Origin of the sequence: Nonomuraea sp. NPDC059194, from assembly GCF_042754765.1 — a bacterium.
Taxonomy (GTDB): domain Bacteria; phylum Actinomycetota; class Actinomycetes; order Streptosporangiales; family Streptosporangiaceae; genus Nonomuraea.
Window position 1 is genome coordinate 54,865 of sequence record NZ_JBHZBH010000026.1, and the last position, 12,356, is coordinate 67,220.

The 12,356-nt window shown below is 70.2% G+C and carries 12 protein-coding genes; 6 read left to right on the top strand and 6 right to left on the bottom strand.

What is annotated here, in order from left to right; genetic code table 11:
- Positions 1–64: 64 nt before the first annotated feature.
- Both ACFXJ8_RS28345 and ACFXJ8_RS28350 read right to left on the bottom strand, forming a co-directional pair.
- Positions 65–538, bottom strand: a complete 474-nt coding sequence (locus ACFXJ8_RS28345) for a DUF1772 domain-containing protein (protein WP_379647016.1) — start codon at positions 536–538, stop codon at positions 65–67.
- On the bottom strand, positions 535–1,353 hold the full coding sequence (locus ACFXJ8_RS28350; protein ID WP_379647017.1) for an NmrA family transcriptional regulator: 819 nt from the start codon (positions 1,351–1,353) through the stop codon (positions 535–537). Before ACFXJ8_RS28350 ends, ACFXJ8_RS28345 begins: the two co-directional genes overlap by 4 nt.
- A gap of 82 nt (positions 1,354–1,435) precedes the next feature.
- On the opposite strand from ACFXJ8_RS28350, the gene ACFXJ8_RS28355 reads away from it, so the two are divergent.
- From ACFXJ8_RS28355 to ACFXJ8_RS28370, 4 genes are all read left to right on the top strand, one after another.
- Positions 1,436–2,365 (top strand): AraC family transcriptional regulator, encoded by a 930-nt coding sequence (locus tag ACFXJ8_RS28355; RefSeq protein WP_379647018.1) that lies wholly within the window; start codon positions 1,436–1,438, stop codon positions 2,363–2,365.
- A 230-nt stretch (positions 2,366–2,595) separates the two neighbouring features.
- Positions 2,596–2,913: a hypothetical protein gene (locus ACFXJ8_RS28360; protein ID WP_379647019.1), complete on the top strand. Its 318-nt coding sequence runs from the start codon at positions 2,596–2,598 to the stop codon at positions 2,911–2,913.
- Positions 2,914–3,503: 590 nt separating this feature from the next.
- Entirely contained in the window at positions 3,504–6,125 is a 2,622-nt protein-coding gene (locus ACFXJ8_RS28365) for a Tex family protein (RefSeq protein ID WP_379647020.1), read from the top strand.
- Between the two features lie 713 nt (positions 6,126–6,838).
- On the top strand, positions 6,839–8,110 hold the full coding sequence (locus ACFXJ8_RS28370; protein ID WP_379647021.1) for a hypothetical protein: 1,272 nt from the start codon (positions 6,839–6,841) through the stop codon (positions 8,108–8,110).
- A gap of 565 nt (positions 8,111–8,675) precedes the next feature.
- Here ACFXJ8_RS28370 and ACFXJ8_RS28375 read toward each other — a convergent pair.
- Positions 8,676–9,014, bottom strand: coding sequence for a hypothetical protein (locus ACFXJ8_RS28375; protein WP_379647022.1), 339 nt, complete (start codon positions 9,012–9,014; stop codon positions 8,676–8,678).
- On the opposite strand from ACFXJ8_RS28375, the gene ACFXJ8_RS28380 reads away from it, so the two are divergent.
- The gene (locus tag ACFXJ8_RS28380) at positions 8,977–9,366 is read left to right on the top strand and encodes a hypothetical protein (protein ID WP_379647023.1); all 390 of its coding nucleotides are present in this window, start codon (positions 8,977–8,979) and stop codon (positions 9,364–9,366) included. The genes ACFXJ8_RS28375 and ACFXJ8_RS28380 overlap by 38 nt on opposite strands.
- 60 nt (positions 9,367–9,426) lie before the next feature.
- On the opposite strand, the gene ACFXJ8_RS28385 is transcribed toward ACFXJ8_RS28380, so the two are convergent.
- From ACFXJ8_RS28385 to ACFXJ8_RS28395, 3 genes are all read right to left on the bottom strand, one after another.
- The gene (locus ACFXJ8_RS28385; protein ID WP_379647024.1) at positions 9,427–9,813 is read right to left on the bottom strand and encodes an STAS domain-containing protein; all 387 of its coding nucleotides are present in this window, start codon (positions 9,811–9,813) and stop codon (positions 9,427–9,429) included.
- A 122-nt stretch (positions 9,814–9,935) separates the two neighbouring features.
- A complete protein-coding gene (gene metG / locus ACFXJ8_RS28390; RefSeq protein WP_379647025.1) occupies positions 9,936–11,324 on the bottom strand; it encodes a methionine--tRNA ligase in 1,389 nt (462 codons plus the stop codon).
- Between the two features lie 120 nt (positions 11,325–11,444).
- Positions 11,445–11,900 (bottom strand): universal stress protein, encoded by a 456-nt coding sequence (locus tag ACFXJ8_RS28395; RefSeq protein ID WP_379647026.1) that lies wholly within the window; start codon positions 11,898–11,900, stop codon positions 11,445–11,447.
- An 87-nt stretch (positions 11,901–11,987) separates the two neighbouring features.
- On the opposite strand from ACFXJ8_RS28395, the gene ACFXJ8_RS28400 reads away from it, so the two are divergent.
- A complete protein-coding gene (locus ACFXJ8_RS28400; RefSeq protein ID WP_379647027.1) occupies positions 11,988–12,353 on the top strand; it encodes a hypothetical protein in 366 nt (121 codons plus the stop codon).
- The last annotated feature ends 3 nt before the right edge of the window (positions 12,354–12,356 follow it).

A 12,356-nucleotide genomic window follows, 5' to 3' on the forward strand; every position in this document is an offset into this window, starting at 1 on the left:
TTTCGCCCAGGTTTCGCCCCGCCGGGCAAGATCGTAGCGACTTACGCCTCCCCCTTTGCGGGCATCACCACAACAACAGCCCGGCCCCCGCGACGGCCAGGGACGCGAAGCTCACCAGGCCCCTGATCGTGTTCCACCTTCGCCAGCGGGCGGAGTAGGCGGCCCAGAGCCGCTGCGGCTCGCCCTGATCGGCCTCCAGGGCGTTGTTCATCGGCACGTTGACGGCGGCCGTGACCGCGAACGAGCCGGCGATGTAGAGCCCGCCCGAGGCGAGGAAGGCGATCCCCGCCCCGGACACGTCCTGCGTCAGCAGCAGCACGCCGGTCGCGACGGGAGCGACCGGGGCCGCCAGATACATCAGCAGGAACACCGGGTTCAGGATCTTCCTGTTCATGCTGCGCATCGCCGCGACCGCCTGCTCGGCCCTGATCGCGTCGAGCCCCGGCATCACCGAGATCGAGAACCCGTAGAACAGCCCTGCCATCGCGCCCAGCAGCACCAGGCTGAGCAGCGCGGCGATCTGCGTCAGCGTCGTCACCGTCCGCCCCACACCCCGGTCGCCGCGGCCTCCTCGGCGTACAGGCGGAAGTCGCGGGGCTCACGGCCCAGCGCCCGCTTCACGCCGTCGGCCAGGTAGGCGTTGCGCCCGTCCAGCACCTTCGTGAACAGCTCGGTCAGGAACTCCACGTAGTCCGCGGGCACCTCACCCTCGGCCAGCATGGCGGCGAACTCCTTGGTCGTCACCGACTCGTACCTGATCTCCCTCCCGGTGGCCCTCGCGATCTCCGCGACGGCGTCACCGAAGCTCAGCAGGCGGGGGCCGGTCAGCTCGTAGATCTGCCCTGCGTGCCCCTCGGTGGTCATCGCGGCGACCGCGACGTCCGCGATGTCCTCCGCGTCGACGAACGGCTCGCCGATGTCCCCCGTGGGCAGCACGACCTCGCCCGCGAGCACCGGCTCCAGCAGGAAGGACTCGCTGAAGTTCTGCGCGATCCAGGTCGAGCGCAGGATCGTCCAGTCGGCGCCCGAGTCGATCAGCGCCTGCTCGGTCGGCAGGCCCTCCTCCTCACCGCGGCCCGCCAGGAGCACCAGCCTGCGCACGCCCATCGAGACGGCGAGCCTGGACAGCGCCCCGATGTGCTCGGCCGCGCCCGGCGCCGCCATGTCGGGGTAGTAGGCGATGTAGGCGGCCGACATGCCGTCCAGGACCGGCGCCCACGTCCTGTCGTCCTCCCAGTCGAACCTCGGCGTGCCGTTCCGCGAGCCGACGCGAACCGGCAGACCGAGGGACTCGAGCTTGTTCACCACGCGGCGGCCGGTCTTGCCGGTCCCGCCCAGAACCAGGTTTGTCATGCCTCAAGCCTGGCCGGGACCCCCTGGCCGAGACCATCGCTGAGAAGCTCGCCCCCATCATCGAGCGTCTAGGCTTCGGGACATGGACGCTCTCGCAGGACTCCTCGACGGCCCGCGGGCCAGAGGCGCCTTCCTGCTCCGTTCGATCATGATCCCGCCGTGGTCGGTGCGCATCCTCGACCGGGCCCCGCTGACGCTGGTCTCCATGCTGCGCGGCGAGTCGTGGGTGGTCCCCGACAGCGGGTCTCCCGTACGGCTGCGGCCGGGCGACGTGGCGATCATGCGCGGGCCCGAGCCGTACACGGTGGCCGACGACCCCGCCACCGAGCCCACCGTGCTCATCCACCCCGGCGAGCGCAGCACCACCGTCGACGGCGTGGAGCTGTGCGCGACGATGGACCTCGGCGTCCGCACGTGGGGCGACAGCCTCGACGGCCCCACGATCATGCTCAGCGGCACCTACCAGATGCAGGGCGAGATCAGCACGCGGCTGCTTCGCGCCCTGCCGTCGACGCTGCTGGTGCCCTCGCTCGACTCGCCCCTGCTCGCGCTGCTCGGCGACGAGGTCGCCAAGGACCAGCCGGGCCAGGAGGTCTTCCTCGACCGGCTGCTCGACCTGCTGCTCATCGCCACGCTGCGCGCCTGGTTCTCCAGGCCCGAGGCGGAGCCGCCCGCCTGGTACCAGGCGCACAGCGACCCCGTCGTCGGCCGCGCCCTGCGCGTGCTGCACAACGAGGCCGCCCGCCCGTGGACCGTCTCCTCGCTGGCCGAACGCGTCGGCGTCTCCCGGGCGGCGCTGGCGCGCCGCTTCACCGAGCTGGTGGGCGAGCCGCCGATGTCCTACCTGACGAACTGGCGGCTGTCCATGGCCGCCGACCTGCTGCGCGAGCCCGACGCGACCGTGGCGTCGGTGGCCCACAAGGTGGGGTACGGCAGCGCGTTCGCGTTGAGCACGGCGTTCAAGCGAGAAAGAGGCCTGAGCCCACAGGAACACCGCATGGCCCCCGCATAGCCCCTCCGCGACCCACAGCTCCGCTCGCGGGCCTGCCATTCCTCGGAAAACGCCCACCCGCGACCACGCGGACGGCCGCACGGACCGGCCCCACTCTGCCGGCCCCCTCAGAAGAACGCCCGCCCGCGACCACGGGGTCGGCCGCGCGGTGGGGTGCCAGAGGGGCAGGCGGGGCGAATATTACGCTCCGTTGCGGTTCTCGACTCTGAGCGCCGGAGATATTACCCTGCGTGATCGCCGCAGCGCCCCGCCTGACCCCCGGCGGAAGAGCATGGCTGTGGGTGCTCATCGCCGCTCTCGCCTGGACCATGCAGGTCGGCGGCTGCACCACCGGCCACGCCGGGGCGCTCACCGCTGAACGTGAGGTGGTCACCCAGGACCGCGCCACCACCGTCGAGGAGGTCTCGCGGAGGTCCGAACAGCCCCTCCGCCGCCCCGCCCGCCGGGTGACGAAGGGGGACCGCACCCCCACCAACACCACAGCCGTCCCGCACCCGTGCGTGCGGACGGCCGAGCTCCGAACGCTGCTCTGCGTGTGGCGTACGTGACAGGGCCCGCGCCCGCCGTACCACCACATGATCGGAGCCAGAGATGAAGGATTGCTGCGTCGTTCTGGAGACTTGGACTCACCACTGCCCGCAGTGCCGCTCGGAGTGGCAGCACACCTATGAGGCATGGCACGTCGACAACGGGCGCGGCAGGTGCGCCGTGACCTGGCGTCACCACGGCCACCTGGTGCCCGCCCCGTGGTCGGGGCCCGTGTGTCCCGAATGTTCGACGCCGGCGAGGGCGACCGTTCCTCGCTGCGCCGGTGTCCCCAGGGCGACGGTTCCTCGCTGAGTGCGCGTGCCGCCGTCGTCTCCGCCGGACGGCGGCGGCATGCGCGTGGTCGTCCCCGCGTTCGCGGAAAACGTCGGTGCGGGGGTTTAGGGTTTCGGGTTCAGGCTCGCCGTGACGGCGGGGACCGAAGTCCTGCTGGGCGCGCGCCCTCGGCGGACGGGACCATGGGGAGACGGAGGCGCCAGACCGGCTTGCCGTACGGGAGGAATGGGCTTCTGCACGGCAAGGCGACGCCGGCGAGCGCACTCCGACCCCGGGTCCGGCACAATTGGGCGGCGGACCATCGAAAGGCGAATCAGTGCTCTCTATTCACCAGCGGATCGCGGAAGAGCTGGGCGTACGCGACGGGCAGGTGCAGGCCGCGGTCGACCTGCTCGACGGCGGCGCCACCGTGCCGTTCATCGCGCGTTACCGCAAGGAGGTCACCGGCACGCTCGACGACGCGCAGCTGCGCACGCTGGAGGAGCGGCTGCGCTACCTGCGTGAGCTCGAGGAGCGGCGCGCGGCGATCCTGGAGTCGGTCGAGTCGCAGGGCAAGCTCACCGACGAGCTGAAGGAGCAGATCCTCGCGGCCGACACCAAGGCCCGCCTCGAGGACATCTACCTCCCCTACAAGCCGAAGCGCCGCACCAAGGCCATGATCGCCCGTGAGTTCGGGCTCGAACCGCTGGCCGACGCGCTGCTCGCCGATCCGACGCTCGACCCCACCGCCACCGCCGAGCCGTACGTCGTGGAGGGGCTGGCCGACTCGGCCGCCGCCCTGGAGGGCGCGCGGGCCATCCTGATCGAGCGGTTCGCGGAGGACGCCGACCTGATCGGCACCCTGCGCGAGCGCATGTGGTCGTACGGCAGGGCAGCCTCGACCGTGCGCGAGGGCAAGGAGGAGGCGGGGGCCAAGTTCTCCGACTACTTCGCCTTCAACGAGCCGTTCACCAAGCTGCCCTCGCACCGGATCCTCGCGATGTTCCGCGGCGAGAAGGAGGAGATCCTTTCTGTCGCGCTCGAGCCCGAGGAGGGGCCCGAGTACGAGCTGCGCATCGCCTCCCGCTTCGGCGTCTCCGACCAGGGCAGGCCCGCCGACAAGTGGCTGGGTGACACGGTTCGCTGGGCGTGGCGCACGCGCATCCTCGTCCACCTCGGCCTCGACCTGCGCATGCGGTTGTGGCAGGCGGCCGAGGACGAGGCGGTGCGGGTGTTCGCCGCCAACCTGCGTGACCTGCTGCTGGCCGCTCCCGCCGGCACCCGCGCGACGATGGGCCTCGACCCCGGCCTGCGCACCGGCGTCAAGGTGGCCGTCGTCGACGCCACCGGCAAGGTCGTCGAGACCGCGACCGTCTACCCCCACGAGCCCAAGCGGCAGTGGGACCAGTCTCTCGCCGTCCTCGGCGCGCTCGCCCAGAAGCACGGCGTCGAGCTGATCGCCATCGGCAACGGCACGGCCTCCCGCGAGACGGACAAGCTGGCCGGCGAGCTGGTCAAGCACATGCCCGGGCTCACCAAGATCGTGGTGTCGGAGGCCGGCGCGTCGGTCTACTCCGCATCCGCCTACGCCTCCCAGGAGCTGCCTGACCTCGACGTGTCGCTGCGCGGCGCGGTCTCCATCGCCCGCCGCCTCCAGGACCCGCTGGCCGAGCTGGTCAAGATCGACCCGAAGTCCATCGGCGTCGGCCAGTACCAGCACGACCTGGCCGAGACCAAGCTGTCGCGCTCGCTCGACGCGGTCGTCGAAGACTGCGTCAACGCGGTCGGCGTCGATGTCAACACCGCCTCGGCGCCGCTGCTGACCCGCGTGTCCGGCATCGGTTCCACGCTGGCCGACAACATCGTCCAGCACCGCGACGCCAACGGTCCGTTCAGGTCGCGCAGCGCGCTGAAGGAGGTGGCGCGGCTCGGGCCCAAGGCGTTCGAGCAGTGCGCCGGGTTCCTCCGCATTCCCGGCGGCGACGACCCGCTCGACGCCTCCAGCGTCCACCCCGAGGCGTACCCGGTGGTCCGGCGGATCCTGACCTCGGTCGGCGCCGACCTCAAGTCGCTGATCGGCAACACCGCGACGCTGCGCTCGCTCAAGCCGGCCGAGTTCGTGGACGACACCTTCGGCCTGCCGACGGTGACCGACATCCTGGGCGAACTGGAGAAGCCGGGGCGTGACCCGCGGCCCGCCTTCAAGACGGCGACGTTCAAGGAGGGCGTGGAGAAGCTCTCCGATCTGGCGTCCGGGATGATCCTCGAAGGGGTCGTCACGAACGTCGCGGCCTTCGGGGCGTTCGTCGACATCGGCGTGCACCAGGACGGTCTGGTGCACGTGTCGGCGATGTCGCGCACGTTCGTCAAGGACCCGCGCGACGTGGTGAAGCCCGGCGACATCGTCAAGGTGAAGGTGCTCGAGGTCGACATCCCTCGCAAGCGCGTCTCCCTCACGCTGCGTTTGGAGGACGAGAACACGGCGGGCGCCCGTCAGGGGCGTGGCAGCCGTTCGTCGGAGGCGCGCGGGGACGGCCAGCAGGGCGGCGGCCGTCCGAGCACCGGCCGTCCAGGAGGCGGTCGCGCTGGTGACGGTCGCTCTGGAGATGGTCGCGGCGAGGGCCGCTCGGGTGGCCGCTCGGCTGACGGACGCTCGGGCGGCACCGGTCGCGGTGACGCTGGCGGTCGTGGCGAAGCCGGTCGCGGTGACAGTGGCCGTGGTGACGGTGGCCGCGGTTATGCGGGTGGCCGCGGTGATGGCGGTCGCGGTGACAGTGGGCGCGGTGACAGTGGCCGCGGCGGACGAGACGGGGGCCGCGGCAACGGCGGCGCGCGCAATGGAGACGGCCGTGACGGTGGTCGCCAGGGCGGACAGCGCGGCGGACAGCGCCGCCCCGCCCCGACGGGCGCCCTCGCCGAGGCCTTGCGCAAGGCTGGCCTGGCAGGCGACGACCACTGACCGCACCCGGGGTGCGGGCCCAACCAAGGCCCCGCACCCCGCCTCGCCCTGCCCCACCCCACACACCTTGTGCACCCGCCGGACCCGATCGGCCCACACCGGAACGGTCGAACCAGCTGGTCCGCATCGGAACCAGTCGATCGACACCGGAACCGGTCTATCCACATCCGCCGGAACCGGTCAGCCGTCACATCCCCGCACCGCAGATCGACGGTCGCCTTCCCCGCACTTCGCGGCATCGGTCGACGACCTCCCTCCCACACCTCCGACCGATGGTCGCTTTTCTCACCTCGCGACACCGGTCAACGACCGCCCTACCGCCACCTCAGATCGATAGTCGCCCCATACCTCGTGGCACGATCCGAGCCCGGTGATGGCATCTCACGACACCGACCAACGGCCCGTCGTGGCGCACCTCACGACACCGACCGACGTCGCGGCGCACCTCGCGACACCCGACCGTGGCGACACCGACCGACGTCGTGACGCGCCTCACGACACCGATCGGAGCCCGGCCGTAACCCACCTCGCGACAGCGATCGGAGCCCAGCCGCCTTCTCGCCGAATCCCGATTGGCCCATGTGGGGTGCCCCTCTGGCGTACCGCTTCGCTCCTCGCTGGGCCGGTGCGTTCGTGTCGGAAACACGCTGGTGCGGTTCAGCGGCGAGCGGACGGATGGCTGGCGCGCCTCGCCGAATGGGTACGGTCGGGGGGTGGACGAGACCAGTGACCTCTACCGCGACGCCGTCCGGCAGGCACGTGACCTGCTCAGGTGGCGATCGCCGCTGCGTGCCGAGCTGTGGGCGAGCAGGCTGACCGCCGAATGGCACGACGATGATGAGGCGAGACGCTCGTTCATGGAGCTCGCCACACGCGACGACACACCTGAGGCACGCCTGATCACGACCGCGCTCGCCTCCGTCGCCCAACCACCCGCCGCCGACGACGTGACCGACGGTGACGCGACCGCGAACGAGATCTCCGCAGCGAAGACGACCGGGGACGAGGCAATCGCAGGCGAGCTCTCCACGGCCGAGACGACCAGTGACGAGACGACCGCGAGCGAGATCTCCGCAGCCGAGGCGACCGGTGACCGTGTGCCCGGAAGTTCAACGCCCGCAGGTGAGGTGCTTCAAGACCCGGCGCTTCGATGGATGGAGCTCATGGGGCAGGCCCAGCCCAAAAGCGCGTGGTACGGCACTGCCGACCCCTACGGCGAGCAGGCGCTGGCCGTCATCTCCTTCGTCTACCCCAACGGCAAGGAGCCCCACCTGGCGGTGGTCGGCATCGACCAGGCCAACGGCGGGTTCGCGGTCGACGCGGTGATCGAGGAGCCGAAGTTCCTCGACGACCTCGATGTTCGCCCAGCCGATCCCGTGCGGGTGGCGGGCCGGATCATCAACGCGTTCGAGCTCACGGACGCCGTCCTGGGCGCCCCGGTCGCCGACACCCTCCCGCAGGGTCGCGCGATCGTGCTGGCCAGGGCCCGCAGCACCGAGGCCTCCACACCAGACACCAAGAGCACCGACACCACGCGCCCGGCACGTGCGAAGGACGAGGGTGTGGGCGTGCGTCGCGCGGAACGTGATGAACGAGGTCCGAGGGGCGGCGCGGGTGGGCGGCGGTCGCCGGATGACACCGTGGAGCGATTCGACGATCTTCCCGATGTGCCCGGCGCGGATGAGGCGTTCGCCACACTTGTGGAGTTCGTTGGCGATCGTCCGTCGTGGTGGAGTCCGGCGCGGGTCACACAGTTCGTGACCTCGTGGCTCCCCAGGGAAGCGATCATGAGCGAGACCGCCATCGACGCGATGCCGCAGGTCCTGCGGGCCTGGACGGCTCATCTGGGAGATCATCCGGAGGTGCGCGAACGCGTCGAAACCGACTCTCGGGATCTTCGGCTCCTCATGGCCGACGAGTTGCGGTTCAGTCTCGCCAAGCGGCTGAGGCTCGCCGAGAAGGACCACCGGGGGACGGACCGCTGACCAGTGCGGCTATGCTGCGCAGTGACCTTTTCTGCGGCCCATTGAGGGAGAGCTACAGCATGTACAAGGAGTTCGCGGCCGAGGCTGTCGTCTGGGTGGTCCCGATGGTGGTCCTCATCGGCCTCGCCCTCATGATCACCGCCTGATCCAGGGTATTCGCTGACTCAGCCCGCGAGACGGCCCTTTCCACAGGAGCCGTCCGTGGGCTTTCGGTCGTTTCCCTCGTTTGGATCGTCGTCCGTGCAGCCCGCGCATCGCGATCCCGGCCCTACGGCGCGGCCCTTGCCATACGGCGCGATCCCGGCCCTACAGCGCGGCCCTTGCCATACGGCGCGATCCGGGCCCTACGGCGCGGCCCTTGCCCTTCGCTGCGATCCTGGTGGGCCCTGCGGACCCCAGCCACGCCATCCGCCAGCGCGCCCCAGACCTTTCGCGCACCCTGGTTCTGGCGGGCGACGGCGCTACCACGCAACCGTGGCTTTGCGGCGCGTGCGAGGCCGCGGTATAGGTTTGCGGCGCGTGCGAGGCCGCGGTATAGGCCGGTCTCGAGGGTGATGCCTGCGGGTCAGCGGTAGTACAGGTAGCGGACGGCGGTGCGGGCGGAGACGTACCAGCGTCCGTAGTCGTACCGGTTACGCCACATGCTGGACAGCTTGCCCGACCGGACCGTGCAGGAGGCGATCCTGACGCTGCCCGCGCGCATCGTGCCCACCCAGTCGCCGCAGCTGCCGACGCTTCTCCCGTTGACCTTCAGCTTGGCGGTGAGCTTGACGCTGTAGACCGACTGCCGGGAGACGTTCTTGATCCGGACGTTGACCCTGCACGTGCTCCTGCATCTGCCGAAGTACGGCTTGCCACGCAGCAGCTTGGGCCGAGCCGAGGCGACGGCGGACGAGGAGGCCATACCGGACGAGGAAGCCGCACCGGACGAGGAAGCCACCGCCGACGAAGAAGCCACCGCAGAAGACGACCCCACCGCGGGCCAGGAAGCGACAGCGAGCGACGACGCCACAAAGGGAGAGGCAGCCACCGCAGAAGACGACGCCACTGCGGGCCCGGAAGCCGCAGCGAAGGACGACGTCACAGCGGGTGAGGGAGCGCCGAAGAGGGAGGACGTGGCAACCGACGAGAAAGCGGAAGGTCCCGCGGGGGCGGCCGTAGACGCCGAGGCGACGGCAGGCATTCCGAAGGCCAGCGAGGTGGTCACGGCAGCGATGGCGATATTTCGTAACATCCAGTCCCCAAGTCCCCCGTAAAGATCCAGAAGCCACGATTAACCCGCTAAACGATCGCCCCTGTCAACACAAGACAGGCGGCTAACCGGCGAACGGCGGAGCGTCCCCCGCCTCGGAGAGTTCGGCGATGGCGAGTTCGGCCGTGGTCCTGATGTCGAAGAACTTGTCGAGCGCGGTGATCGCGAACAGGTGCTTGCAGCGCCCGTTCAGCCCCGACAACAGCAGCCGCCCACCCGAGGCGGTGACCGCCTTGTGGAGGTAGACCAGCACGGACAGCCCCGAGGAGTCGCAGACACTGACGGCCTGCATGTCGATGACGATCATCGGAGGCTGACTGAGATCGAGCGCTTTGGTGACGCGATCTCGCACTTCGGCCGCCGATCCGAAGTCGAAGTCTCCTGTCAGCCTCGCGATGACACAGGGACCTTGCAGTCCGAGGCTGATCGACAAGGCCTGCTCCGCAGTCACCCAGCTCCACCTACCCGTGTAGCACGCTTCGATCCCGCTACCTTACCGAAGGTCGCGGGGACTTCCTCGCCCACCCGTCGGAGGGCGAGGCACCCGCGCATCACGCATCAAAGCACCACGGATCAAAGGAGCCGGGGGAACAGAGGCGCGGGGGCGGGCAGCCGCTCCCCCGTCACCTGCGCCGCCACCCTCGCCGCCGCTCCCGGCAGCAGATCTTCCAGCTGTACGGCAAGCGTCCGGCACGCGTGGACCAGCGTCGCCAGCGCGACCCGCGGGTCGGCCTGCTTCCACGGCTGTTCCCGCTCGATGTACTTGTTGGCCTCCTCCACGATCGACCACACCGCCGCGGCGGCCGCCCTGAAGTCGAACTCCTCCAGCGCCGCGTGCACCCGTTCCTCCACGTCGGGCACGAGCACGTCGGGAACGAGCACGTCGGGCACGTGCCCGTCGCAGAACCTGTGGACCATGGTGACCACGCGCTTGACCAGGTTGCCGAGGCCGTTGGCGAGGTCCTCGTCGTGGCGGGCGGCCAGCCGTACCTCGGTGAAGTCGGCGTCGCCGACGCGCGGCACCTCGCGCAGCAGCCACCAGCGCACCGCGTCGGTCCCGTAGCGGGCGGCGAGTTCGGCCGGATCGGCGGTCGCGCCGGACGACTTGGAGATCTTGCGGCCGTCGACGGTGAGGTAGTCGTGGACGTAGATCTCGGTGGGCAGCGGCTGGCCCGCGGACAGCAGCATCGCGGGCCAGTAGACGGCGTGGAAGCGGATTACGCCCTTGCCGACCAGGTGGATCTTGCGTCCGTTCGCCCACCAGCGCTCGTAGTCGTCCAGCGCGGTGACGTAGTTGGCGAGTGCGTCCCACCAGACGTAGATCACCTGGGAGGGGTCGCCGGGAACGGGGATGCCCCAGCCGCGGGCGCGTTCCTGCGATCGGGAGATGCTGATGTCCTGCAGCCCGGCATCGATGAAGGACAGCACCTCGTTCCTGCGGGCGGCCGGCTCGATCCGCAGCCGGCCGTCGGCGATCAGCGCCTTCAGCTCGTCCTGGTAGCGGGACAGGCGGAAGAACCAGTTCTTCTCCGAGACCTTCTGCAGCGGGCCGCCGTGCTCGGGACAGGTGTCCTCGGTGGAGAAGGCCTCGCAGCCGACGCAGTACAGGCCCTCGTAGGAGCGCTGGTAGACGTCGTGCTCGGCGGCCCGCCACAGCCGCTCGACGCCCGCGCGGTGGGAGGGGTCGCGGCTGGTGCGCACGAAGGCGTCGAAGGAGAGCGCCAGCGGCTCGCGCAGCGCCTCGAACGCCGCGGCGTTGCGGTCGACGAACTCCTGCACCGGCACGTTCGCGGCCTCGGCGGCCAAGACGTTCTTGAGCGAGTTGTCGTCGGTGCCGGTCTGGAAGCGCACCGGCTCGCGTCTGCGGTAGTGCCTGGCCAGCACGTCCGCCTGGACGATCTCCAACGCGAAGCCCAGGTGGGGACGGGCGTTGACGTAGGGGATGGTCGTCGTGATGTACATCGGGGAACCTCCAAAGGGGCCCCGGACATGCGAAGAGGCCCCGGTCATCAGGGCCTCTGCGAAGACGTCGGCGAGCCCCTAGGGGGCCATCATTCGCCGAGTCGTCATGGGTTGACGATATCAGGCGGAGTCCTCCTTGGACGGCACGATCAGCACGGGACGGCCCGCGTGGTGCAGCACCCGGTCGGACGTGCTGCCGAGCAGCAGCGACCTGACCCCGCCCTGCCCCCTGGTGCCCGTCACGATCAAGGTCGCGTCGAGCTCCTCGGCCACGTCCACGATCGTCGACCAGACCGCCAGCGAGTCGGGCTCCCAGCGCGCCGTGGCGTCGAGGCCCGCCTGGACGGCCAGCCGGGCCCCCTGCTCGGCCAGCTCTCTGGTGGCGGCCTGGATCGCCGCGTCCTCGGCCGTGGTGTCGACCGGCGCGATCATCCCCGCCGAGCCCCTGATGGAGGCGAGCGCCAGCCGCTCCCACACAGCCAGCACGACCGCCTCGTGTCCCTTCAGCAGGCTGCCCGCGTAGGCGATGGCGGCCTTCGCGTCGTCCGAACCGTCGTACGCCACCAGGATCGTCATCTCGGCTCCCCTCAACGTGGTGATCTCTCTCCACGTCCTACCCGGGGCATCCGTTTCAATCGTTTCGGGAGCGGTAGGGCGGATGCTATGACCGTGACAAGGTTCCATGATCTCTCGCTCGCCGACCGCGACAGGGAGTGGGACGCAGCGGAGGCCGAGCAGCGGGTCCGTTCCTGGGCGAAGGCCGAGGACGCGCCCAACGCGAAGTACCGCGAAGCCCACGTCTGGTACGACTCCGACAACGCCGACGAGTTCGGTGGGTACAAGCTGCCCATCGCCGACGTCGTCAACGGCACGCTCAAGGCCGTTCCCCGGGCGATCATGGCGGCGGGCGCCGTCATGCAGGGCGCGAGGGGCGGGGTGAAGATACCGAAAGACGAGGTGGACCGGGTCAAGGCCCACCTCGCCAAGTACTACGCCAAGCTCGGGGAGACACCCCCGTGGGAGCGTTGACCA

What these genes read in the sequence shown, in the direction of transcription:
- ACFXJ8_RS28355 (WP_379647018.1), top strand. Translation starts at nt 1,436, where the DNA reads ATGGACGCTCTCGCAGGACTCCTCGACGGCCCGCGGGCCAGAGGCGCC.
- ACFXJ8_RS28400 (WP_379647027.1), top strand. Translation starts at nt 11,988, where the DNA reads ATGACCGTGACAAGGTTCCATGATCTCTCGCTCGCCGACCGCGACAGG.
- ACFXJ8_RS28350 (WP_379647017.1), bottom strand. Translation starts at nt 1,353, where the DNA reads ATGACAAACCTGGTTCTGGGCGGGACCGGCAAGACCGGCCGCCGCGTG.
- metG (WP_379647025.1), bottom strand. Translation starts at nt 11,324, where the DNA reads ATGTACATCACGACGACCATCCCCTACGTCAACGCCCGTCCCCACCTG.
- ACFXJ8_RS28375 (WP_379647022.1), bottom strand. Translation starts at nt 9,014, where the DNA reads ATGGCCTCCTCGTCCGCCGTCGCCTCGGCTCGGCCCAAGCTGCTGCGT.
- ACFXJ8_RS28395 (WP_379647026.1), bottom strand. Translation starts at nt 11,900, where the DNA reads ATGACGATCCTGGTGGCGTACGACGGTTCGGACGACGCGAAGGCCGCC.